This is a genomic window from Microbispora bryophytorum (genome assembly GCF_006874465.1).
Taxonomy (GTDB): domain Bacteria; phylum Actinomycetota; class Actinomycetes; order Streptosporangiales; family Streptosporangiaceae; genus Microbispora; species Microbispora bryophytorum.
On the sequence record NZ_VIRL01000006.1, the window covers coordinates 225,497 to 247,255 of the forward strand.

At 72.0% G+C, this 21,759-nt stretch carries 21 protein-coding genes; 9 read left to right on the forward strand and 12 right to left on the reverse strand.

The window, feature by feature from the left end; all coding sequences use genetic code 11:
* Positions 1 to 9 precede the first annotated feature (9 nt).
* From FLX07_RS14760 to FLX07_RS14770, 3 genes are read right to left on the reverse strand one after another with little or no spacing between them, the layout of a single operon-like run.
* Positions 10 to 1,149, reverse strand: a complete 1,140-nt coding sequence (locus FLX07_RS14760; RefSeq protein ID WP_167748243.1) for an Mrp/NBP35 family ATP-binding protein — start codon at positions 1,147 to 1,149, stop codon at positions 10 to 12.
* A gap of 17 nt (positions 1,150 to 1,166) precedes the next feature.
* Positions 1,167 to 1,661, reverse strand: coding sequence for a DUF1003 domain-containing protein (locus FLX07_RS14765; protein WP_142571339.1), 495 nt, complete (start codon positions 1,659 to 1,661; stop codon positions 1,167 to 1,169).
* A gap of 10 nt (positions 1,662 to 1,671) precedes the next feature.
* Positions 1,672 to 2,877, reverse strand: a complete 1,206-nt coding sequence (locus FLX07_RS14770; protein WP_142571340.1) for a magnesium transporter MgtE N-terminal domain-containing protein — start codon at positions 2,875 to 2,877, stop codon at positions 1,672 to 1,674.
* A gap of 85 nt (positions 2,878 to 2,962) precedes the next feature.
* Here FLX07_RS14770 and FLX07_RS14775 point away from each other — a divergent pair, with 85 nt between their 5' ends.
* The gene (locus FLX07_RS14775; RefSeq protein WP_142571341.1) at positions 2,963 to 3,907 is read left to right on the forward strand and encodes an EamA family transporter; all 945 of its coding nucleotides are present in this window, start codon (positions 2,963 to 2,965) and stop codon (positions 3,905 to 3,907) included.
* 3 nt (positions 3,908 to 3,910) lie between these two features.
* Here FLX07_RS14775 and FLX07_RS14780 read toward each other — a convergent pair whose 3' ends face one another.
* Positions 3,911 to 4,303 carry a hypothetical protein gene (locus FLX07_RS14780; protein ID WP_142571342.1) on the reverse strand — a complete coding sequence of 131 codons (393 nt, stop codon included), beginning with the start codon at positions 4,301 to 4,303 and terminating at the stop codon, positions 3,911 to 3,913.
* A 35-nt stretch (positions 4,304 to 4,338) separates the two neighbouring features.
* Here FLX07_RS14780 and FLX07_RS14785 point away from each other — a divergent pair, with 35 nt between their 5' ends.
* From FLX07_RS14785 to FLX07_RS14795, 3 genes are all read left to right on the forward strand, one after another.
* Positions 4,339 to 5,277, forward strand: a complete 939-nt coding sequence (locus FLX07_RS14785) for an HpcH/HpaI aldolase/citrate lyase family protein (RefSeq protein ID WP_142571343.1) — start codon at positions 4,339 to 4,341, stop codon at positions 5,275 to 5,277.
* A gap of 28 nt (positions 5,278 to 5,305) precedes the next feature.
* Entirely contained in the window at positions 5,306 to 6,421 is a 1,116-nt protein-coding gene (locus FLX07_RS14790) for a CPBP family intramembrane glutamic endopeptidase (RefSeq protein WP_142571344.1), read from the forward strand.
* 134 nt (positions 6,422 to 6,555) lie between these two features.
* Positions 6,556 to 9,954 carry a hypothetical protein gene (locus FLX07_RS14795; protein ID WP_142571345.1) on the forward strand — a complete coding sequence of 1,133 codons (3,399 nt, stop codon included), beginning with the start codon at positions 6,556 to 6,558 and terminating at the stop codon, positions 9,952 to 9,954.
* On the opposite strand, the gene FLX07_RS14800 is transcribed toward FLX07_RS14795, so the two are convergent.
* Positions 9,941 to 10,348: an NUDIX hydrolase gene (locus FLX07_RS14800; protein ID WP_142571346.1), complete on the reverse strand. Its 408-nt coding sequence runs from the start codon at positions 10,346 to 10,348 to the stop codon at positions 9,941 to 9,943. The genes FLX07_RS14795 and FLX07_RS14800 overlap by 14 nt on opposite strands.
* 72 nt (positions 10,349 to 10,420) lie before the next feature.
* Here FLX07_RS14800 and FLX07_RS14805 point away from each other — a divergent pair, with 72 nt between their 5' ends.
* From FLX07_RS14805 to FLX07_RS14815, 3 genes are read left to right on the forward strand one after another with little or no spacing between them, the layout of a single operon-like run.
* Positions 10,421 to 11,065 carry a DUF6758 family protein gene (locus FLX07_RS14805; protein WP_142571347.1) on the forward strand — a complete coding sequence of 215 codons (645 nt, stop codon included), beginning with the start codon at positions 10,421 to 10,423 and terminating at the stop codon, positions 11,063 to 11,065.
* Positions 11,066 to 11,107: 42 nt separating this feature from the next.
* Positions 11,108 to 11,818 carry an MBL fold metallo-hydrolase gene (locus FLX07_RS14810; RefSeq protein ID WP_142571348.1) on the forward strand — a complete coding sequence of 237 codons (711 nt, stop codon included), beginning with the start codon at positions 11,108 to 11,110 and terminating at the stop codon, positions 11,816 to 11,818.
* Positions 11,819 to 11,822: 4 nt separating this feature from the next.
* On the forward strand, positions 11,823 to 12,803 hold the full coding sequence (locus FLX07_RS14815) for a RecB family exonuclease (protein WP_142571349.1): 981 nt from the start codon (positions 11,823 to 11,825) through the stop codon (positions 12,801 to 12,803).
* Here the strand turns inward: FLX07_RS14815 and FLX07_RS14820 are convergent.
* The 3 genes from FLX07_RS14820 to FLX07_RS14830 form a co-directional block, all read right to left on the reverse strand.
* Positions 12,754 to 13,665 (reverse strand): oxygenase MpaB family protein, encoded by a 912-nt coding sequence (locus FLX07_RS14820; RefSeq protein WP_142571350.1) that lies wholly within the window; start codon positions 13,663 to 13,665, stop codon positions 12,754 to 12,756. The genes FLX07_RS14815 and FLX07_RS14820 overlap by 50 nt on opposite strands.
* Before the next feature lie 10 nt (positions 13,666 to 13,675).
* A complete protein-coding gene (locus FLX07_RS14825) occupies positions 13,676 to 14,560 on the reverse strand; it encodes an alpha/beta fold hydrolase (protein WP_142571351.1) in 885 nt (294 codons plus the stop codon).
* Positions 14,561 to 14,864: 304 nt separating this feature from the next.
* On the reverse strand, positions 14,865 to 16,817 hold the full coding sequence (locus FLX07_RS14830) for a DEAD/DEAH box helicase (RefSeq protein WP_167748244.1): 1,953 nt from the start codon (positions 16,815 to 16,817) through the stop codon (positions 14,865 to 14,867).
* 441 nt (positions 16,818 to 17,258) lie between these two features.
* On the opposite strand from FLX07_RS14830, the gene FLX07_RS14835 reads away from it, so the two are divergent.
* Positions 17,259 to 17,918: a ferritin-like fold-containing protein gene (locus tag FLX07_RS14835; protein ID WP_142571353.1), complete on the forward strand. Its 660-nt coding sequence runs from the start codon at positions 17,259 to 17,261 to the stop codon at positions 17,916 to 17,918.
* Positions 17,919 to 18,352: 434 nt separating this feature from the next.
* Here FLX07_RS14835 and FLX07_RS14840 read toward each other — a convergent pair whose 3' ends face one another.
* From FLX07_RS14840 to ligD, 4 genes are all read right to left on the reverse strand, one after another.
* A complete protein-coding gene (locus FLX07_RS14840; RefSeq protein WP_142571354.1) occupies positions 18,353 to 18,583 on the reverse strand; it encodes a DUF3107 domain-containing protein in 231 nt (76 codons plus the stop codon).
* Positions 18,584 to 18,677: 94 nt separating this feature from the next.
* Positions 18,678 to 19,298, reverse strand: coding sequence for a TetR/AcrR family transcriptional regulator (locus tag FLX07_RS14845; RefSeq protein WP_142571355.1), 621 nt, complete (start codon positions 19,296 to 19,298; stop codon positions 18,678 to 18,680).
* A gap of 72 nt (positions 19,299 to 19,370) precedes the next feature.
* Positions 19,371 to 19,616 carry a hypothetical protein gene (locus FLX07_RS14850; RefSeq protein WP_229689748.1) on the reverse strand — a complete coding sequence of 82 codons (246 nt, stop codon included), beginning with the start codon at positions 19,614 to 19,616 and terminating at the stop codon, positions 19,371 to 19,373.
* A gap of 35 nt (positions 19,617 to 19,651) precedes the next feature.
* Positions 19,652 to 20,533: a non-homologous end-joining DNA ligase gene (gene ligD, locus FLX07_RS14855; RefSeq protein ID WP_142571356.1), complete on the reverse strand. Its 882-nt coding sequence runs from the start codon at positions 20,531 to 20,533 to the stop codon at positions 19,652 to 19,654.
* A gap of 178 nt (positions 20,534 to 20,711) precedes the next feature.
* Between ligD and ku the strand changes: the two genes are divergently transcribed.
* The gene (gene ku / locus FLX07_RS14860; RefSeq protein ID WP_142571357.1) at positions 20,712 to 21,626 is read left to right on the forward strand and encodes a non-homologous end joining protein Ku; all 915 of its coding nucleotides are present in this window, start codon (positions 20,712 to 20,714) and stop codon (positions 21,624 to 21,626) included.
* The last annotated feature ends 133 nt before the right edge of the window (positions 21,627 to 21,759 follow it).

Sequence of the window (21,759 nt, forward strand, 5' to 3'; positions counted from 1 at the left end):
GGGCACTCCCTAGTGCTTGACCGGTGAGATGTCGAGCTTCAGGCCCTTGAGGCTGGTCGACTTCTTGCCGAGGTCGGCCGCGATCCTGCGCAGCTCGGCGGCCGCCGGGGCGTCGGGGTCGGTCAGCACGAGCGGCTTGCCCTCGTCGCCCCCCTCACGCAGCCGCATGTCGATCGGCACCTGGCCGAGCAGCGGCACGCGCGCGCCCAGCGTGCGGGTCAGCGCGTCGGCCACGGTCTGGCCGCCGCCCTCGCCGAAAACGGAGATGCGTTCGTCGCAGTGCGGACAGGGCAGCCACGCCATGTTCTCGATAACGCCCGCGATCTGCTGGTGGGTCTGGGCGGCGATCGACCCGGCCCGCTCGGCCACTTCGGCGGCGGCCTGCTGCGGGGTCGTCACGACCAGGATCTCGGCCGTGGGCATGCGCTGGGCGACCGAGATCGCGATGTCGCCGGTGCCCGGCGGCAGGTCCATCAGCAGGACGTCGAGGTCGCCCCAGTAGACGTCGGTGAGGAACTGGTACAGCGCGCGGTCGAGCATCGGGCCGCGCCACACCACCGGCGTGTTGCCCTCGGGCTTGAACATGCCGACCGAGATGACCTTGATGTCATGCGCCACCGGCGGCATGATCATGTCCTCGACCTTGGTGGGCCGCTCGCTCACGCCGAGCATGCGCGGCACCGAGTGGCCGTAGATGTCGGCGTCCACGACGCCGACCTTCAGGCCTTGGGAGGCCATCGCGGCGGCGAGGTTCACCGTGACGGACGACTTGCCGACGCCGCCCTTGCCGCTCGCGACGGCGAACACGCGGGTCAGCGAGCCGGGCTTGGCGAAGGGGATCTCCTTCTCCGGCCCGCGGTCGCCGCGCAGCTTCGTCTGCAGTTCCTTGCGTTGCTCGGGACTCATGACGTCCATGTCCACGTGGACGCGGGACACGCCGTCGATCCGGGACACGGCTCCGGTGACGTCTCGGGTGATGGTGTCCTTCAGGGGGCAGCCGGCGACGGTCAGGAGCACGCCAACGCGCACCACCCCGTCGGGGGAGATGTCGACGTTCTTGACCATGCCGAGCTCGGTGATCGGCCGGCGGATCTCCGGGTCGTTCACCGTAGCCAGCGCGGCCATGACCAGTTCAGGGGATGGTGCCATGAATCCATGCTATGGACTCAGCGGGCATCCTCCGAACCCGCCCCACGCGATCTAGGCGGATCCGCGGTCAACTCGTCCTGCAGACGCTGGAGCTCCGAGCGGATGTAGTCGCGTGTGGCCACCTCGCCGAGCGTTATGCGCAGTCCGGCGATCTCCCGGGTGAGGTACTCGATCTCGGCCTGGTCGCGCTCGGCCGTCATCCTGTCCTGCTCGTACTGGATGCGGTCGCGGTCGGCCTGCCGGTTCTGCGCCAGCAGGATCAGCGGCGCGGCGTACGACGCCTGGAGCGAGAGCATCAGGGTCAGGAAGATGAACGGGTAGGGATCGAACTTGTACGGCGCGAACACGTTCCACAGCAGCCACACCCCGACGAACACGGTCATGTAGACGATGAACCGTGCCGTGCCGAGGAAGCGCGCGAACCGCTCCGAGAACTCGCCGAACGCCTCGGGGTCGTAGTAGAGCCGCAGGCGGTAGGTCAGCTCGCGCGGCTGGTCGAGGCGTTCTGTCATGGGCGTTCTGTCATGGGCGTTCCCGCCAGTCCTCCGGGAGCATGTGGTCGAGCACGTCGTCGACGGTCACCGCGCCGAGCAGGCGGCCCAGCTCGTCCACGACGGGGACCGCGACCAGGTTGTACGTCGCGAGGTACGACGCCACCTCGTGGACCGTCAGCTCGGGCCTGATCGGGTCCACGGTGATGTCTATCACGCTGCCGAGCAGCGTCGACGGAGGCTCCCTGAGCAGCCGCTGGAAGTGCGCCACCCCCAGGAAGCGCCCGGTCGGCGTCTCGCCCGGCGGGCGGGTCACGTACACCTGGGCGGCGACGGCGGGGGGACGCTCCTCCTGACGGATGTGCGCCAGGGCCTCGGCCACGGTGGAGGTCGGCGGGAGGACGACCGGCTCGGTCGTCATCATGCCGCCGGCGGTGAACTCGCCGTAGGTCAGCAACCGCCGGACCGGCGCGGCCTCTTCGGGCACCATGAGCCGCAGCAGCCCCTCGGCCTGCTCGGCGGGCAGTTCCTGCAGCAGGTCGGCGGCGTCGTCGGGGCTCATCTCCTCCAGCACGTCGGCGGCGCGCTCCCGGTGCAGCCGGCTCAGCACGAGCACCTGGTCGCGCTCGGGCAGCTCCTCCAGCACGTCGGCGAGCCGGTCGTCGTCCAGTGCGGCGGCGACCTCGGCCATCCGCTTGGTCGGCAGCTCGTGCAGCATGTTCGCCAGGTCGGCCGGGCGCAGCGCCTCGAAGGCGGCGAGCAGGTTGGCCGCGCCCTGGTCCTTCTGGATCCCCGCGAAGCCGGTGATCTCGTCCCAGTCGACGATCAGCGTCTCGCCCCTGCGCCGCGTCCCGCGGCGTACCGCGACCTTCGTGATGAGCCAGTCGGACGGCCTCGGCTGCTCCATGGCCAAGTCCTGTACGGTCACCCGCTCGCCCTTGTACGTGACGGTGCGGTCGAGCATCTCCCCGATGGCGAGCGTCTCGGCGTCCCGGCACTCGAACCTGCGCATGTTGAGCTTGCCGGTGAAGATGAGCGCGCGGGCCTCGATGCTGGTGATCCTGGTGATCGGCAGGAAGACCCGCCGGCGTGGCTGGACCTCGACGACGAAGCCGTGCACCCGGGGGAGCATCGGTCCACGCAGCGAGACGACGACGTCCCGGATCCGGCCGATCTGGTCGCCGGCCGGGTCGAAGACCGCCAGTCCCGCCAGGCGCGCCACGAAGATCCGATCCACTCTGCCAGGTTACGCACGGATGCGGACGGCTCCGGGTTATGACAGGATCAAAGCCGATTATTGGTAATTACATGGGCAGGTGACGATGAGGGCTGTCAGCCTGGCGATCGCGACCGTCTCGGCCTTCTGTTTCGGGTTCTCCGGACCGATGGCGAAGATCCTCGGCGCGGCGGGGCTCACGCCGCTGGAGGCCGTGTGGGTCCGCATGGCGGGGGCCGGCGTGCTCCTGCTGGCGGTCCTGGCCGTCGTCAGGCCGCGCGCGCTGCGCATCCCCCGCGACCGCCTGCTGTTCTTCGCGGCGTACGCCGCGATCGCCGTGGCCGCCGTGCAGGCCCTCTACTTCGTGGCCATCACCCGTCTGCCGGTCGGTGTGGCGCTGCTGATCGAGTACACCTCTCCGGTGATGGTGGTCCTGTGGGTGCGGTTCGTCCGGCGGCTGCGGCTGCCGCGCTCGGCCTACCTGGGGGCGCTGATCGCGGTCGCCGGGCTGGCGATCGTCGTGCAGGTCTGGGAGGGGCTGCGCCTCGACGCGCTCGGACTGCTGCTCGCCCTTGTCGCCGCCGCCTGCTGCGCCGGATATTTCCTGATGAGCGATTCGTTCGGGGACGACGTGGACACGCTGGGCCTGATCGGCTGGGCCATGCTCGGCTCGGCGGTCGTCCTGCTGCCCCTCTCCCGGCCCTGGAACATCGACTGGCCGGCGTTCACCCGCGCCGTCGAGGTCTCCGGTCACACGGTGCCGGTCGCCGCGGCCGGCGTCGTGCTGGTCGTGGTGGCCACCGTGATCGCGTACGCGACCGGGGTCACGGCCGTCCGGCGGCTGTCGGCCGCGGTCGGGGCGACGGTCGCCTCGATGGAGGTCATCGCGGGCGCGGTGGTCGCCTGGGTGCTGCTCGGGGAGCGGCTGGGAGCCGCCCAGATCGCCGGTGGCGTGATCGTGCTCGCCGGGGCTCTGCTGGCCCAGACCGCCACCGTACGGCTCGGCTCGGAGCAGCACACCGCCGAGGTGGCCGAGACCGTACGCGTGTGAGGCTCAGGTGCCGGGTAGATCAGGTGCGGGGGTGAGCCGTACGACGGTGGACCCCTCGGCCCAGCGGGCGGTCAGACCCGCGGCGTCGCGGGCGTTCAGGCGCTCCTTGGCCAGCGCGGCCACGGCCTCGGGGGCGGCCGCCTGGTCCACCACCTCGGCGACGGCCGGGAAACGGACGAGTTCGGCGCCGTTGTCCTTGCTGCGGAGCACGACCTCGATCTCGCTCCGCCCGGCCGCGAGCTCGGCCAGCCCGGGCAGCGACTGCTCCCCTCCGCCGGCCACCACGTAGAGCGCGCCGTCGTGCCACACGTGCCAGGCCAGCCGGACCCCGGAGGGCAGGGCGAGCCACAACACGCCGGACTTCTTCGCGCCCTCTTCGATCACCGGGAGGTTCATGCCTCCCAGCCTATTGACCACGCTACGGTGTGCCCATGCGCGCTCGACGTTCGTGCCTGGCGGTGCCGGGCAGCAACCCGCGTTTCCTGGAAAAGGCCCAGGGTCTCGCGGCCGACGAGGTCTTCCTGGACCTGGAGGACTCCGTCGCGCCCGGCGCGAAGGACGAGGCGCGCCGCAACGTCGTCGCCGCGCTCAGGGAGGGCGACTGGACGGGGAAGACGGTCGTCGTGCGGGTCAACGACCTCACCACCCGATGGACCTACCGGGACGTCATCGAGGTCGTCGAAGGCGCCGGCGACCGGCTCGACTGCCTCATGCTGCCGAAGGCCGCGGACGCCTCCCACGTCGCCTGGCTCGACACCCTTCTCGGCCAGATAGAGCGGGCCACCGGCCTGCCCGAGGGCGGCATCGGCATCGAGGCGCAGATCGAGGACGCCCGGGGTCTCGTCAACGTGGACGACATCGCCGCCTCCTCGCCCCGGCTGGAGACGCTGGTCTTCGGCCCGGCCGACTTCATGGCCTCGATCGGCATGCGGACGCTCGTGGTGGGCGAGCAGCCCCCCGGGTACGGCGAGGGCGACGCCTACCACTACATCCTCATGCGCATCCTGATGGCCGCCCGTGCGCACGGACTCCAGGCGGTCGACGGGCCATACCTGCAGATCCGCGATCTGGAGGGCTTCCGCCGGGTCGCCATGCGGTCGGCCGCCCTCGGGTTCGACGGCAAGTGGGTGCTCCACCCGTCGCAGGTGGAGGCGGCCAACGAGGTGTTCTCGCCGTCGCAGGAGGACTACGACCACGCCGAGCTCATCCTCGACGCGTACGAGTACTACACGACGGTCGAGAAGCGGGGCGCGGTCATGCTGGGCAACGAGATGATCGACGAGGCGTCGCGGAAGATGGCACTGGTGGTGGCGGCGAAGGGCCGCGCCGCCGGCCTTACCCGGTCCGGCTCCTTCACCCCGCCCAGCTGATCACCCGCGGCACGCGAAGAATGGACATATGAACGAACCACAGCCGGGCCCGGATCAGGCCGCCGGCCCGAACCAGCTGCCCGGTCCCTACCTGGCGCCCGGGCCGTACGCGGGCGGGACCGCCTGGCCGGCCGGTCCGCCGCAGCCGCCGCCACCCGCCGCGGCCCAGCCACAGTGGTCGTCTTCAGGCCCGTACGGGGGCCCGTACGCGGGACCTTATCCGTGGGGGCCGCCCCCGCGGGCCCGCTGGGTCGTCCCGCCCCCGACCGGCACCCGTTACGACCGCCTGGCCCGTACGGCGTCGCACCGCTGGTGGCGGCCGATCCTCGGCACGGCGGCGATCATCGCGGTCTTCCTGGTGCTCTCGATCTTCGTCGGCCTGGTGGCCTTCGTGATCTCGCTCGTCACCGGCGTGCCCATGGTGCGGACGGGGACCCGGCTGTTCGCCGATCCCGTCCTCGACCTCGGGTTCCAGCTGGGGGTCATCGCTCTGCTGCTGCCGCTGGTGCTCGGCGCGGCGTGGCTGCTCCAACGAAGACCGCCGGGGTCGCTGTCGTCGGTGGCCCTGCGGCTGCGGTGGCGGTGGCTGGGGGCCTGCCTGCTGGTCGCGCTGGTGGCGGTCGTGCTCGGCCAGGTGATCGAGGCGATGACTCTGCTGTCCGCCGGGGTGGATCCCGGATTCCGCTGGGCGGGCTGGGGGGAGTTCCTCCCGGCCATCATCGTGGTCCTGCTGCTGGTGCCGTTCCAGTCGGCGGCCGAGGAGTACGCCTACCGCGGGTGGATCATCCAGGGGTTCGGGGCATACCTGCGCAATCCGTGGCCGGCGATCCTGGTGGGCGCGGCGGCCTTCGCCGCCTCGCACGGCTACACGGGCTGGGGAATCGTCTACGTCTTCGCGTTCGGCATGCTCATGGGGTGGCTGGCGGTCCGCACCGGCGGGCTGGAGGCGCCGATCGCCCTGCACGCGACCAACAACATTGTGGCGTTCGGAGTCGTCGCGGCTTCGGGGGACATGGGAAGCGCGATGGAACAGGGCGAGGTGCCCTGGGAGTCGCTGATCGGATCGGCCGTCCAGTTCGCGGTTTTCGGCATCGGCGTGCTGATAATCGCCCGAAAGTGGGCAATTCAGACGGTCTCCCGATAAATCTCACTAGAGAGGTATGGCCCGCACGCTCTTCCCGTGTTGCTCTGGATTCGTGATGGGGTATCACTGTGATCGCTTTGCCGTACGACAGGTGGAACGGTCCGGATTGACCTCTCCGGGAGGAGGTACTGAGCGTGGTCTCAGGCCCCCACGACCGTGACCGCCGGCGCGACGCCGGCGAACCCTCCTCCGTGCCCCCGCCGGAGCTGCACCACCGGCCGCCAGGCCCGTCCCCGTGGGCGATGCCTCCGTTCGCGGCCCCGATTCCCGAGGACGCGGCACCGGACGACACGGCACCGGACCACGCGGCACCGGACGACACGGCGCCGGGGGACGACGAGGACACCCGGCCGCACCGCACGATCGGCGATGCGGACTTATCCGGCCAGGACTTATCCGGCCGGGACTTACGCGGCGACATCTGGGCCCCGCGTCCCGGAGCGGACGCGGGCGACGGGCCGGAACCGCAAGCACGGCGCGACCGCGGGCCCAGGACCGGCCGCAGGCCCTATGCGGCGCCGTACGCAACAGGGCCGTCCGGAACAGGGCCGTCCGGGACAGGGGAACCGCGTCACAGCCGCTCCGGCGGGCGAGATCCCGAGGATCCCGGCGACGCCGGCGCGACGGGCCCGCCCGGCCGGGCCGGCGCCCCCACGACCTGGCATGGCGAGGGTGCCAGGTCGTCGGGGGAGGCGGCGCAGGAGCCCAGAGCGCAGGAGGAGGGCCGGCGCCGCCGGATCGTGAACCGGCCGGACAAGCTGGTCGCCTCGGGCCCGCCACGGCGGCGGCGTGCCCAGATCCCCCGTGAGAACCCGGACGGGCCCGACGCCCCCGAGATCGTCACCCCCGCATCGGGACCGTTGCGTGAGCACAACCCCGATCAGCACAATCCCGATCAGCACGACCCCGGCGAGCGGGGGGAGAACGCGTGGGCGCACATGCCGCCCGAGCCCGCCTCCCGTCACGGGCTGGGAGAGCTCTCCGGCATCCGCATGAGCCCCGAGATCCCGGTCGAGCCCGAGCACGACGACCCGCCGGTCGAGCCGGTCGAGCCGGTCGAGCCGGTCGAGCGCATCGGGCGTCCGCCGGGGGGCCGCCCGGCCCGTCCCGACGCGCTCGTGGCCGTCGGCCCGCCACGAGGGAGCGGCGGACGCCGCCACAGGCGGGTGCTGCCGGTCCGGCGGTTCCATCCGCACCTGCCGCGGATGGTCGCCCCGGCGGTGATCGCCGTGGTCCTCGTCGCGGCCGCCGTGCTGGGCGTGGCCGTCGTCAGGTGGGCCGGCGGCCCGTCCACGACCGGGCTGCGCCTCGCCGCCGGAGACGGCCAGTCGGGCGACGCGGCGTTCTCGGCGCCCGGACTGCCGGGCAACGGCTCCAGCCAGGTGCTCACCGCGTTCGCCGCGGCGGGCGCGACGGTGGTGGCGGCGGGCAGCGACACGACGAGCCCGCTCGCCCGGCCGCTGTTCCTCGTGTCCGCCGACGGCGGTGCGCACTGGCAGACGGGCCGGGTCGCCGACGCCCCCGGGTACGAGTCCGCGCCCGGGGCGGTCGGCAGGGTCGCGGGCGGCGACGGCCGCTGGCTCGCCGTCGGCACCGACGCGCCCGGCTCCGCGGGCCCGGCCGCCCGTGGCATGTGGGTCTCCTCCGACGGCCGGTCCTGGACCGCGGTGGACCCCGCCCGGCTGGCCGCGTTCTGGAGCCAGGACAGGATCACCGACGTGGCGCGGACCGCGACCGGCTTCCTCGCCGTGGGCGCCACGACCCTGCGGGACGGCACGGCGGGCCCGGTCGCCTGGGTGTCGCCCGACGGCGTCGGCTGGACCAGGGTGGACACCGACCAGATCGGCACCCCCGACAAGGTCAGGGCGATGCGGGCGGTGGCCGCCCGGGGCGACCGGGTGGTGGCGCTCGCCGATCCGGGGTCGGGCGAGTCCATCTCGGTCGTCCTGCGCTCCGACGACGGCGGCCGCACCTGGCTGCGCACGGCCGCGGCCCTGGCGGACGTGCGGGCGGAGCCCGGCGCGCTGGCCGTGACCAAGAAGGGCTTCGTGCTCGTGCCCACCCGGCAGAAGTCGGACGGCGGCGAGGTCCGGGTCTACTGCTCGCCGGAGGGCGCCGACTGGACGCAGTGCGGCACGATAGGGCCGCTCGGCGCGGAGGGGACGGGCGTGCGCGGCCTGGCCGCCTCTGCGGCGGGCGTCGCGGCGGTGGCCGAGTCGGAGTGGGAACGGTACGCCGTCTACACCAGCCAGGACGGGCGCGAGTGGACCAGGAGCGCCGACCTCGGCGCGATCCCGGGGACGCTGCGCGGGCTGGCCGTCACCGACGCCGGCGTCCTCGTGGCGGGCGGCGACAAGCGCGGGCCCGGCGACGTGGAGAACCTTCCTGTGCTGATCACCGCGGGGAAGGGCGAGGCGGCGCACACCGTGCCGCTCAAGGACATCGCCGGGCTCAACCGGCTGGCCAGGGACACCGCCGACGTCGCCGCCTCCGGTGGCACGTTCGTGGCCGTGGGCGCGGCCAACGGCGACGCCGCGATCTGGACGAGCGGCAACAACGGGGCCAACTGGGAGGACGCGGCGTTCCCCGACCTGCTGGGCGGACCGGGGCGCCAGGCGCTCAGCGGCGTGGTGCACGGCCCGAGGGGATGGCTCGCCGTCGGCAGCACGACGACCGACCCGGCGGTGACCCGGCCGCTGCTGGTCACCTCGGCCGACGGGAAGAGCTGGCGGCCCGGTCCCGCGATCGAGGTGCCCGCGGGCCATTTCCTGCTCGCGCCCGCGGTGGTGGCCGCCGGGCCGAAGGGCTACGTCCTGGCGGGGGAGGACAGGTCCGCCACGGGGACGCTGCCCGCCCTGTGGTTCAGCCCCGGCCTCAAGCGGTTCACCCGTTCCGCCCCGGGTAGCATGCCGGCCGGAGGGGCGGGGGTGCGCATCTACGACGTCACGGCGACGTCCGAGGAGTTCGTGGCGGTCGGCGGGTCGGGCACCGCGGACCGGGAGACGGGGGTGGTCTGGGTCTCCACCGACGGGCTCAACTGGAACGCACGCGGCCGGGTCCTGCCGCCGGACACCACCTCGGCCGGGCTGCGCCACGTGGTCGCGACCGAGGCCGGCGTGGTGGTCGCGGGCACCGCGATGACCGAGGACGGTCCCCGCCCGTTCTCCGCGGTGTCCACCGACGACGGCGCGAGCTGGGAGTACGGCACGCTGCCCGCCGATGCCGCCGCCTCGGTCCTCGACCTGACCGCGACCGGGCGGGGACTGGTCGCCGTCGGGTCGCACCGGTCGCCCGCGGAGGGCGGCGAGGCCGACAGCGCCGCCTGGGTGTCCGAGGACGGGGTGGAGTGGTCGCGCCAGACGCTCACCCAGGACGGCCTCGGCGGCCAGGGGACGCAGTGGCTCGGGGCGGTGGCGGTCTCCGGCGACCGGGTCGTGGCCATCGGCAGGTCGACCGGCTCCGACGCCGGATACGCCGCCGGATACGCTGACGATCATTTGACGATATGGCGCAGCACCGTCACGGAGCGATGATCCCGGAGACGACCCCCCATTCGGCGAGGGCGCCGGCGAGGCCGTCGGTCAGCGGGAGCCGCGGGAGGTCGGACGGCGCGCACCAGCGGGCATCGGCGGCGTCGTCGCCGGCGACCGGCACGCCCGAGGCGGTCGCCACGTAGTCGTGGATCTCGAAGGTCGCGCCGCCGGGGGCGGGCCGCAGCACGGTCCCGGCGAGCCGCACGACGGTGACGTCGAGGCCGGTCTCCTCGCGCAGTTCGCGGCGCAGCGCCTGCTCGTCGGTCTCGCCGGGCTCGACTCTGCCGCCGGGCAGCGACCACAGCCCCTCGCCGGGAGGGCGGCCCCGCCGCACGAGCAGCAGACGCCCCTCGGCGTCGGTGATGATCGCGCCCACACATCGGATGCACCGCACATCACCAAGATTACGACTAGATAACGGGCAGGCTCTTGACGTACGGACATCACGGAAGCACCGTGAATATTTGTGAGAACCGCGCCAACATGTCCGCGGTGCTTCGGGTCGCTACACGAACCGAACGTCTGGTCGAGTTCCTGGCGATGCGCCGCCCACGGGGACGTCCTGCCCTTCCAGCCTCCCCGGCGGCCCTCTCTGGCCGCTCTGGAGGCCCTGTGCGAGGCGGCCAGGGTGCCTGTCTGGCTCCCGTGGCCGCTGCCCTCCGGATGGCTGGTGACGGGCTTCGGCGAGGTGGGTGACGAGCGCAGCGGCACGAGGGCGAGCGTCGTCGCCCTCGCCGGCCCGTCGGTCACCCACGGTCCCGCCGACATGCTGCTCATCGCAGAGGAGCCCGGCATCGGTCTCGGCGCCGCGTACGCCGGGCTGCCGGGCCCGGACCCGGGGGCGGGCTTCGACGCCGGGCCGCCGCACGCCAAGATCGACGCACGCGGCCATCCGACGGCGCTGTGGTGCGCGGGGCGGGCGGTGCCGGGAGACCGGGCCGTCTACGTGGGCGAGGCTCTCGGCAACTGGTTGTGGACGGTCGCCTGGCCGGTCGAGGCCGGGTGCTTCATCGCGCTGGCCCACCTGTCGCTGCGTGACCTGCGCGACCAGGACCAGGCGCTCGACCTGCCCTTCGGGGCCTTCTCGCCGCGCCTCGACGGGGATGTCTAGTACGGCGGGTCCGAAGCGCGAGGGATAGTAAGGTTCTGAGCCGTGACAGCGCGCATCGAACGAGTGGTGAGCTCGGGCCTGGTGGACATCGAAGGCGACGAGCACAAGGTCGAGAACAACACCTGGATCGTGGGTGACGACGACGAGGTGATCGTCATCGACCCGGCGCGGGACGCCGACAAGATCCTGGAGAAGGTCGGCGAGCGCGAGGTCCTCGCCGTCATCTGCACCCACGGCCTGCCCGACCACGTGGGCGCCGCGATCGAGGTGGCGGCCAGGGACGAGGCCGCGATCGCGGTCCACGTCAAGGACAAGCGCCTGTGGCGGCAGACCTGGGAGGAGACCTGGCCCGACATCGACATGGAGGACGAGGGGCTGTTCTCCGTGGCCGACGTCGAGCTGGAGGTGCTCTCCACGCCGGGTGTCACGCCGGGCGGCGTCTCGCTCTACTGCGAGGGCCTCGGCGCGGTCTTCACCGGCAAGACCCTGCTCATGGACGGCCCCGGCAAGCTCGGCGGGGAGTATCCCGCGCTCGCCGACCAGCTCACCTCGATCGGCGAGAGGCTGTTCACGCTGCCGCACGAGACGAGGGTGCTGCCCGCGCACGGCGAGGAGGGCAGGATCGGCGACCTGGAGCCGGAGTTCGACCGCTGGCTGTCGGGGTCGCTGACCGGCGCCCAGGAGGCCGAGTCTGAGCCGCCCCTCGTGGACGGCACCGGGGCGTCCGGCATCAAGCTGAACCTCGACGAGTAGCGCCGTGGAGCAGCTCGGCCTCGACGGCATGCCGAGGCGGCTCTACACGTGCACTCCATCGCGCCTGAACACCTGGCTCGACTGCCGGCGTCGCTACCGCTTCACCTATCTCGACCGGCCCGCTCCGCAGAAGGGGCCCCCGTGGGCGCACAACAGCGTGGGGGCCTCCGTTCACAACGCGCTGGCCGCGTGGTGGCGGGAGCCGTACGACCGGCGTACGCCGGTCATGGCGGCCGTGCTGCTCACCAACGGCTGGATCCGCGAGGGGTTCAGGGACGAGGAGCAGTCGGCCGCGTGGCGGGACCGGGCCCGCGAGATGGTCTCCGCCTACGTCGCCACGCTCGACCCCGGTGACGAGCCGGTGGGCGTCGAGCGCACGGTCGCCACGCGTACGTCGGTCATCGCCGTCTCGGGCCGGGTGGACCGGCTCGACCGGCGCGGTGACGAGCTGGTCGTGGTCGACTACAAGACCGGCCGCCGCCCGCCGGGCTCCGACGACGCCCGTTCGTCGATCGCGCTGGCCGTCTACGCGATCGCCTCGTCCCGCATGATGCGCCGGGCCTGCCACCGGGTGGAGCTGCACCACCTGCCCACCGGGACGGTCGCGGAGTGGGAGCACACCGACCAGTCGCTCGCCCGGCACCTGAGCCGGGCCGAGGACATCGCGACGGAGGCGGCCGGCGCCGACGACTCCTACCGCGAATGGGCCGGGAACTCGGGGGCGGGCCGTGCCAAGGGCGCCGTTCCGGCGCCGAGACGGGAGGCCGGTGCGGGGGCGCCCGAGGTGCCGCCCGAGATCGACCGGCTGTTCCCGCCGGAACCGGGCCCCATCTGCTCCTGGTGCGACTTCCGCCGCCACTGCCCCGAGGGGCGGGCGGTCTCGCCCGACCGGCTCCCCTGGGACGGCCTGGCCGAGACGCCCGGCTCTTCCGGCCTCAGCCCGGCGCAGGGCCGGGACGGCGGCGAGGATCGACCAGCGCCCTGAGGCCCTTGCCGACGTCGTATCCGGCGGAGCCCAGGCGTTCGCGCGAGGCCTGCAGCATCGCTCTGGTGCCCTCGTCAAGCACCTGCTGGTGCATGAAGTCGGGAATCGTGTTCATGGTCAGGCGGAAGGCCCGCAGCGCCGCCGTGACCGCGATCTGGGGCACCTCGGGAAGCGTGCCGTACAGGCGGCGGGCCCAGTCCGGCAGCGTGTAGTAGCACAGCGCGCCGAACGGGAAGTAGACCGGCTTGGCCGGGGACAGCACGCGCATGGTCTCCGGCAGGCGCGGCCAGAGCAGGAACCGCACGGCGGCGGCCGACTCGGGGATGACCCGCAGGGCCGGCCGCATCCGGGCGAAGTAGTCGTTCATCTCGCCGACCGAGCCGGGCACGTCGTCGGGGTGGAGCCCGACGTACGTGGCGCTGCGCCGCTGCTCCGCGAGGTACTGGTCGGCCTGCCGGTCGCTGATCGGGACGCCCGCGCGGCGGACGACCTCCAGGTAGGACATCACCTCCGCGCAGTGGACCCACAGCAGCAGCTCGGGCTCGTCCACCCGGTGGGTCCGGCCCGTGTCGGGGTCGCGGATGCGCAGGGCCCGGTGGATCGCGCGCACCCGCCTGCCGATCTCCTCGGCCTCCTCGGGGCTGCCGTACGTCACCCGGCCCACGAAGTCCGCCGTGCGGCGGAGCCGGCCGAAGGGGTCCTCCCGGAAATTGGAGTTCTGCCACACGCCCCGCATCGCCAGCGGATGCAGGGCCTGCAGCATCAGGCCGCGTACGCCGCCCACCCACATGGTCCGGTCGACGTGGACCAGCCACGTCATGGACTCCGGAGGCTGGGCGGTCAGGCCGCCTGTCGTGGGCATGGCGACCCGGTCACCCGTGCTGGTGCTGGAGCAGCCGGCTCTCCGCCGCGTTCCAGAACCGGGTCAGGGCCGCCGCGGTGGTCTCGGGGGCCTCGACGGCCGGCGAGTGGAGCGCCCCGGGCACCACGACGCACTCCGCGTCGAGCCTGCGGGCCATCTCGGCCTGCAGCAGCGGCGGCCAGCCGTCGTCGTGCTCGCCGTACAGGACCAGGAGGTCGAGCCCGCACCCGGCCAGCTCCGCGCAGCGGTCGGGAGCGCCCAGGACCTCGTGTGCCATCGACACGAGACCGGTGGGGTGGTTGGCGAGCAGCCGCTTGCGCAGGAACGCGACGATGTCGTCGGGGACGCCCGCCGCCAGCGCGTCGGGCTCCATCCGGTTCGACCACATGTAGTCGAGGCCGTATTCCGGAAGCTCGGCCAGCATGACCCGGCCCATCCGCTCCCGCGGCCCGACGATGCCCGCGGGCCCCGAGCTCATGAGCGTGAGCGAGGCGAGCTTGGAGGCGCCGTTCAGCGCCGTCTCCCGGGCGACCAGGCCGCCGAACGAGTGTCCCAGCAGGTGGACGGGCTCACCCTGGCCGACCGCCGCGGCGATCGCGCCGATGTCCGCGCCGAGGGCCGCGCACGAGTACGCCGACGGATCGTCCGGGCCCGGCGTCTCGAACTGCCCGCGCATGTCGACCGCGATCACCCTGCGGCCGGCCTGGGCGAGCGTCTGCAGCACGGCGATGAAGTCCTCCTTCGACCCCGTGAAACCGGGGACGAGAAGGGCGGGCCAGCGCTCGGGGACACCGCTGACCGGAAGCGCTTCGAGGGCCGCGAACGAGCCCAGCGGCGTCTCGATCTGCTCACTGCTGACACCCGGAGGAAGGGTCAGGAACCGTGGCGTGCTCACGAGGCCTCCTCCACCTCACCCCGGATCCGGGGGACCGATGGGTCGGACCGGCCCCACGTCCTGGACCGTCTGCTGAAGGCTCGCTCACTCACGTGGCATCACGATACCCAGGAAAGATCCCGGCGACACTGCCGAAGGGACTACGAGGGTTGCGGATGGTCATTGCGCATGCCTCCTGTCCAGGTCATACCCACTGCGGGGCGAAGCGGCCCTCAAAGAACGGGGGCAGGGAGAGCGCCGGTTGCCCGGTGCCCCTCCCTGCCCCTGCGTGGTGCTCATCGCCGAGCGGGCCTGTGCCGGCCCGTCACCCCGTACGGCGTGGACGCGGCCGGGTCGGACGGCGCCGCTGCTGGGCACGCTCGCTCGCGGCGGACGGCGCGAGATCGTCGTCGTCGGTCGCGAGGTCGGGAGACCTGAAGACGATCATGAACGGACTGGACGGGACGATCCGGTCCGGCTCCGGCTGCGGGGCCGGCCACTCGGCGGGCTCGTCGGCGACCTCGCTCACGGGCGCTTCCACGGCCTGCTCCTCTACCGGTAGTGCCTGGTCGACCGCGTCGACCGCGTCGGCGGCGCGGGTCCTGCGGCGCCGGGCCGGGTGCTCCTCCACCTGTGCCTCGACCGCGGGCGCCGGGTCGGCGGCACGGGTCCTGCGGCGGGTGGTCCTGCGGGTCGCCGCCGTCTCCGGCTCCGGCCCGTCACCCGCCTCGGCGTGCTTGTCCGCGTCGTCAGCCGGGCCGTCCTTGCCGGGCCGTACGGGCCCTCCGGCATCGGCCAGCGCGCCGGTCAGGGCCGCCGCGTTCGCGCCCCTGCGCCCACGGCGCCCGGGCACGGTCTCCACAGCGGTCTCCACGGTGACATCCACAGCGACCTCGGCAGGAGTCTCGACGGGAGCCTTCACAGGGGCCTCCACGGGAGCCTCCACGGAGGCCTCTGGCGGAGCCGGCGCCTCTGTCTGCTCCGAGGGCGCCTCGGCGTCCAAGCGGCCCCCACGGGTCCGCCGCCGCTCGCGGGTGCGGGCGGGGCGCTCCCGGCGCTCCTCCCGGCGCTCCTCCCGATCGCCGCGACCGGACTTGCCGCGGGTGCGGGTGCGCCCGGTCTCCCCGAGGTCCTCGATCTCCTCGGCCTCCAAGCCCGCCCGGGAGCGCTGGGCGCGCGGCAGCACACCCTTGGTCCCCTCGGGGATGTCGAGGTCGGCGTACAGGTGCGGGGAGCTCGAATAGGTCTCGACGGGCTCAGAGAAGTCCAGCGAGAGGGCGTTGTTGATGACCTTCCAGCGGGCCAGCTCGGTCCACTCGACGAAGGTCACGGCGACGCCCGTACGGCCCGCCCGGCCCGTGCGGCCGATCCGGTGGACGTAGGTCTTCTCGTCCTGCGGGCAGTCGTAGTTGACGACGTGGGTGACGTCGTCGATGTCGATGCCGCGCGCCGCGACGTCGGTCGCCACCAGCACGCTGATCTTGCCGTTGCGGAACGCCCGCAGCGCCTGTTCGCGCTGGCCCTGGCCGAGGTCGCCGTGGACGGCCGCCACCGCGAAGCCCTTGTCCTTGAGCTGCTCGGCGACCATGTCGCAGGCACGCTTGGTCTCGCAGAAGACCATCGTGAGCCCGGCGCCCTTGCTCTGCATGAGGCGGGCCACGATCTCGATCTTGTCCATGCGGTGCGTGCGGTAGACGTGCTGCGTCGTCAGCGCGGTCGTCTCGGCGTCGGCCGTGCCGCTCTCCGCCCGGACCCGGGTCGGCCGGGTGAGGTAGCGGCGGGACAGGTTCACGATCTCACCGGGCATGGTGGCGGAGAACAGCATGGTCTGCCGTTCCTCGGGCACCAGCTTGATGATCCGCTCGATGTCCGGGAGGAAGCCGAGATCGAGCATGCGGTCGGCCTCGTCGAGGACGAGCATGGTGATCTGGCCGAGGTCGAGGTGCTTCTGCTTGACCAGGTCGAGCAGTCGTCCCGGCGTTCCGACGATCACGTCGACGCCGTTCTTGAGCGCCTCGATCTGCGGCTCGTACGCGCGCCCGCCGTACACGGTGAGGATGCGCGAACCCAGCTTCCCGGCGGCGAGGACCAGATCCTCGGTCACCTGGAGGGCCAGCTCGCGGGTCGGCACGAGGACCAGACCGCGGGGCTTCTTGCGGTTCTTCCTCGGTTTGCCGACGAGCTGGAGCATGGCGACGCCGAAGGCATAGGTCTTGCCGGTGCCCGTGCGCGCCTGTCCGATGACGTCCTGGCCGGCCAGCGCCAGCGGGAGCGCCATCTCCTGAATCGGGAATGGTGAAGTGATGCCCTCGGTCTCGAGCGCATCGGCGATCTCCGGGATGACTCCCAGGTCTCGGAACGTCGTTGTCAGCGTGGCCTGCCTCAATCAGTGCGAAGGCGGCCCTCCGGGACATCCGACCGGCAGAGCCTTCCCGGTTCGGGTCCTCGCGGAACGTCGCGCCCTCGTCGTGAATCAGCGACCGCTGCATCCAGTGGTTCCTGGGGGTCCGGGGCTGGCCCCGGATCGACACAGGGATCGATGTGGTGATCGACACAGTGCGGTCGCACTTCCACGAAGCAGTCTACTCGATACCACAACACGGAACCGATTTCTGCGTCTTCTCGCTAAAAGCTCTTGCTGTGTCGGAGGGGAAACCGCCGGGAACCGGGTGGCGCGCGCGGCATCGGCGGGGCGGCGCGGGAGCCGTACGCTGCACCCATGAGTGATTCCTCTCCCGGCACTGTGGACCTGCTCGGTGTCCTCGCGTACGCCGAGCTCACCGCCTTCCTCCGGCTGGCCGAGGACGCCGCCCTGCTGGCTCCGACGCTGAACGACAGGGCCGCCCTCGGGGACGTGGCCGCCGCCGAATACGGGCACTTCCGGGTGCTGCGGGACCGGCTGGCCTCGCTCGGCGTCGATCCGGAGGAGGCGATGGCCCCCTTCGTGGAGGCGATCGACGCCTGGCACGCCCAGACCAGGCCGAAGGACTGGCACGAGGCGCTCATCAAGGCCTATGTCGGCGTGGGGATCGCGGGCGACTTCTACCGCGAGGCGGCGCGCAACACCACTGCCTCGATCAGCGCCCTGGTGGACGAGGTGCTGGCCGGCGAGAGCCGTGCGGAGTTCGCGGTGGAGCGGGTGCGCGCCGCGCTGGACGCCGACCCGCGGCTGTGCGGCCGTCTCGCGCTGTGGGCGCGCCGCATGGTCGGCGAGGCGCTGAGCCAGGGGCAGCGGCTCGCCGCCGTCCGGCCGCAGCTCGCCGCCCTGCTGGTGGGCGAGGAGGGCGAGAACCTGGCGGAGATCGGGCGGATGTTCGCCCGGCTGACCGAGGAGCACGGCAAGCGGATGGCCGCCCTCGGCCTCACGCCCGGCCCGTGATCTTCACGGCTTGGGGCGGGGTCGTCGATGCGGCGCCTCGCGCCCGCCATCCCCGCTGACCTGGCCGAATCCCGAAGCGGCGGTGATCGGGCGGGCCGGAAGCCCGCCCCGGGCGCCGGCCGGTGCGGCGTTCATGGGTCGCGCACGTGCCAAACGGATGTACGGTGCGAGCATGAGGGCCTCGCGCCGCTACGGCAGTTCCTTGACGAGATGCAGGCCGAACACCTGGACTCCGCGTGCGGTATTGCGGAGAGGAAGCGCGGGCTGTCCGACGATCAGCGGGAGGCGGGATCCCCATCACGCGGATCTGACCCGCCGCCCCCGCGGATGCGGGTACGGACGCACCTGACCCCGCGCCGATCACGGTCAGCCGCCGGGGCGGCGCGCGTGGTGGGCGCGCGCCGCCGGCAAGCCGGCGCGGTCGCGGAGGCGCGCTAGAGCGTGCCGCCGAAACCTACGGGGCGTGACTCGTCCTCGCCGATCTCGACGAAGCCGAGCGAGTCCACGGGGACGACCACTCGGCGGCCCTTGGTGTCGGTGAGTGAGAAGACGCCCTTGGTGGAGGCGAGCGCCTTGCGGAGTTCCTCCTCGATCTGCTCGGCCGACAGGTCGGTCTCCACGACAAGCTCACGGTGCACCGACTGCACGCCGATCTTTATTTCCATCGGGCTCCCCTTTCAGGAGGGCTGTTCCCTGTCCATCGTCGTCGCCTCGGGGCGCGGTCAGCACGGTGATCGCGTGAAGCGAACACGATTCCGGTCAGCCGGTGCGCGGGAAACCGCTGATGCCGCGCCAGGCCAGACGCGCCATCAGCTGGGTCGCCGCCTCCTTGGGGATCGAGCCGTGGCTGCTCAGCCAGTAGCGCGCGCTCACCTCGGCCATGCCGACCAGGCCCACGCCGAGCAGGTGTGCCTCGTCGCTGGAGCAGCCGGTGTCCTCCTGGATCACCCGGCTGATCGCCTCGGCGCTCTCGTGCAGCGAACGCTCCATCCGCTGCCGTACGGGCGCGACGTTGCGCAGGTCGGACTCGAAGACGAGCCGGAACGCCTCGCCCTGGCTGGAGACGAAGTCGAAGAAGGCGCCGATGGCGGCCTGCACCCGCTGCTTGTTGTCGGTCGTGGACTCCAGCGCCTGGCGGCACCGGGTCACCATGTCGTCGACGTGCAGATCGAGCAGCGCGAGGTACAGCTCCAGCTTGCCCGGAAAGTGCTGGTAGAGCACCGGCTTGCTCACGCCGGCACGCTCGGCGATCTCGTCCATCGCCGCCGCGTGGTAGCCGTTCTCCACGAACACTTCCTGTGCCGCGCTCAGCAACTGGCGGCGGCGGGCCATCCGGGGTAGCCGGGTGCCCCGGGGCCTGGCGTCCGGGGTAGCGGTCACGGCAGTCTCCTTGCAAGATGCGCATCGGGGGCTCCCGCCCCGGGGCCTCATCCTACGTGTCGGTAATCCGGATCAGCGATAGTCGTCGTCGTCGAGGTCGACCGTGCGCTCCTGCTCGGCCACGTCGGCCGGATCGGCCTCGAACGGAACGTGCTCGGGCCAGCGCCTGTCGTCGGTGACCTGGAGGAGCTGGTGCTGCTCGACCGCGTCGGCCTCCGGCGCCTCGATCGAGATCTCCTCGACCACGTCGTCGAGGGGGTCCATCTCGGGCATCTGCTTGTCCTTCCGTTCGAAGGTCGGCTGCGACAGGTCCAACACTACGGCCAGGGTGGCGGCGGAACTAAGCAGCCGGGCTAAGCGGTGAGGGGCAGGAACAGGTCGCCGTGTTCCGCCACGCGCCGCAGCACGTCAGGTGCGGTGAACACCAGATGGCCGGGGCTGCCGCACGCCTCGACCTCTTCCCACAGCAGGGGAGTGGACACGTTCGGCCGTCCGGCGGCGCGCAGCGAATAGGGCGCGACCGTCGTCTTGGCCGGGTTGTTCTGGCTCCAGTCGATGAAAACCTTGCCCGGCCGCTCCTTCTTCGCCATCACGCTCGTCACGAACGGATGCTCGGCCTGCATCCGCCGGGCGAGCGCCTTCGCGTAGCCGGAGGTGTCCGGGCCGCGATCCCAGGGGACGTAGAGCTGCATGCCCTTCTGGCCGCTGGTCTTGGGGCGGCTGTCCAGGCCGTCGTCGGCCAGGGCCTGCCGGAGGAGGACGGCGACCCGGCAGCAGTCGACGATCGTGGCGGGGGCGCCGGGGTCGAGGTCGAAGACGAGGGTGTCGGGCGGTTGCGGCTCGCCGTCCTTGGCCACCCGCCACATGGGCACGTGGATCTCCAGGGCGGCCAGGTTGGCGTAGTAGACCAGGGTCGGCAGGTCGTCCACGACCGCGAAGTCGATTTCTTCGCGGTTCTTGGTGCTGCCGGGCGCGGGCAGGGTCACCGTACGGACCCAGTCGGGTGTGTGCCCGGGGACGTTCTTCTCGAAGAAGAACTGGCCGTCGACGCCGTCGGGATAACGCTTGACCGTGAGCGGGCGCCCCTTCAGATGGGGCAGCAGGACCGGTGCGATCCGGGTGTAGTAGTCGATCACCTCGGCCTTGGTGAAGGCGGCGTCGGGATAAAGGCCCTTGTCCAGGTTGGTCAGGACAAGGAGGCGGCCCTCCACCTTCACCCGCACCTTATCCGTCATCGTCGCTCCTCCCGCCGCGCCTCCGCGGGGATCTCACCGGCGCGCACGAGCCGCATGCCGCGGGACGGCGAGCATCGGCTCGATCGGATACGGCACCGCCATAGTGGGTACCTGCCCATGAGGTAACTCCCTTGAATCCACCATAGCGTTGTTCGAACACAGAGACGAGAATGTGGTTATGCGCAGCATCTGGAAAGGCGCGATCTCGTTCGGTCTTGTCACCATCCCGGTGAAGCTCTACTCGGCGACCGAGCAGAAGGACGTCACGTTCCACCAGGTGCACCGGGAGGACGGCGGAAGGATCAAATACAAGAGGGTCTGCTCCGTCGACGGCGAAGAGGTCCCCTACTCCGACATCGCCAAGGGGTACGAGCTCGCGACCGGCGAGATGGTCGTGCTGACCGACGAGGACTTCGCCGACCTGCCGCTGACCTCCTCCCGCAGGATCGACGTGCTGCAGTTCACCCCCGCGGACCAGATCGACCCGATCTACTTCGCCAAGTCCTACTACCTGGAGCCGGACGGGCAGGGCGCCAAGCCGTACGTGCTGTTGCGGGACGCTCTGGAGCGGTCGGGACAGGTGGCGGTCGTGAAGGTCGCCCTGCGACAGCGCGAGTCGCTGGCCGCGCTCCGGGTCCGCGACGGCGTCTTCGTGCTGGAGACCATGCTCTGGCCGGACGAGATCCGCGAGGCCGACTTCGGGTTCCTGGAGGAGGACGTCGACGTACGGCCCCAGGAACTGAAGATGGCCGAGTCCCTCATCGACACGATGGTGGCGGACTTCGATCCCACGGAGTACAAGGACGCCTACCGGGAGGCGCTGCAGGAGGTCATCGAGGCCAAGGTGGCGGGCAAGGAGGTCGTCGCCCCCGAGACCCCCGCCGAGGCCGGGCCGGCCGTCGACCTCATGGCCGCGCTGCGGGCCAGTGTCGAGGCGGCGAAGCGGGAGCGTCAGGGTCCCGCCGCGGCCAAGTCGCCCGGCAGAGCCGCCAAGGCCAAGGCCGCCTCCGGTGCCGCCGCCGGAAAGGCCGGGCCGGACGGCGCGGGCGAGGAGAAGGCGCCGAAGAAGCGGAAGACCCGCCGCTCCGCCTGATCCTGCCGGGCTGTTCAGGTCTCTTCAAGAGGAGCCCCGGCGGGCATTGCCGCCGGGGCTTTCTTCATGGTGTGGAAGTAGGCGATCCGTACAGGGCCGTAAGCTCTCGGCCGCCCGGTCACCGCCGCCCGAT

What these genes read in the sequence shown, in the direction of transcription:
- FLX07_RS14790 (WP_142571344.1), top strand. Translation starts at nt 5,306, where the DNA reads ATGAACGAACCACAGCCGGGCCCGGATCAGGCCGCCGGCCCGAACCAG.
- FLX07_RS14780 (WP_142571342.1), bottom strand. Translation starts at nt 4,303, where the DNA reads ATGAACCTCCCGGTGATCGAAGAGGGCGCGAAGAAGTCCGGCGTGTTG.
- FLX07_RS14760 (WP_167748243.1), bottom strand. Translation starts at nt 1,149, where the DNA reads ATGGCACCATCCCCTGAACTGGTCATGGCCGCGCTGGCTACGGTGAAC.
- FLX07_RS14765 (WP_142571339.1), bottom strand. Translation starts at nt 1,661, where the DNA reads ATGACAGAACGCCTCGACCAGCCGCGCGAGCTGACCTACCGCCTGCGG.
- FLX07_RS14820 (WP_142571350.1), bottom strand. Translation starts at nt 13,665, where the DNA reads ATGCCCACGACAGGCGGCCTGACCGCCCAGCCTCCGGAGTCCATGACG.
- ligD (WP_142571356.1), bottom strand. Translation starts at nt 20,533, where the DNA reads ATGACGGATAAGGTGCGGGTGAAGGTGGAGGGCCGCCTCCTTGTCCTG.
- FLX07_RS14775 (WP_142571341.1), top strand. Translation starts at nt 2,963, where the DNA reads ATGAGGGCTGTCAGCCTGGCGATCGCGACCGTCTCGGCCTTCTGTTTC.
- FLX07_RS14840 (WP_142571354.1), bottom strand. Translation starts at nt 18,583, where the DNA reads ATGGAAATAAAGATCGGCGTGCAGTCGGTGCACCGTGAGCTTGTCGTG.
- FLX07_RS14830 (WP_167748244.1), bottom strand. Translation starts at nt 16,817, where the DNA reads ATGGCGCTCCCGCTGGCGCTGGCCGGCCAGGACGTCATCGGACAGGCG.
- ku (WP_142571357.1), top strand. Translation starts at nt 20,712, where the DNA reads ATGCGCAGCATCTGGAAAGGCGCGATCTCGTTCGGTCTTGTCACCATC.
- FLX07_RS14785 (WP_142571343.1), top strand. Translation starts at nt 4,339, where the DNA reads ATGCGCGCTCGACGTTCGTGCCTGGCGGTGCCGGGCAGCAACCCGCGT.
- FLX07_RS14835 (WP_142571353.1), top strand. Translation starts at nt 17,259, where the DNA reads ATGAGTGATTCCTCTCCCGGCACTGTGGACCTGCTCGGTGTCCTCGCG.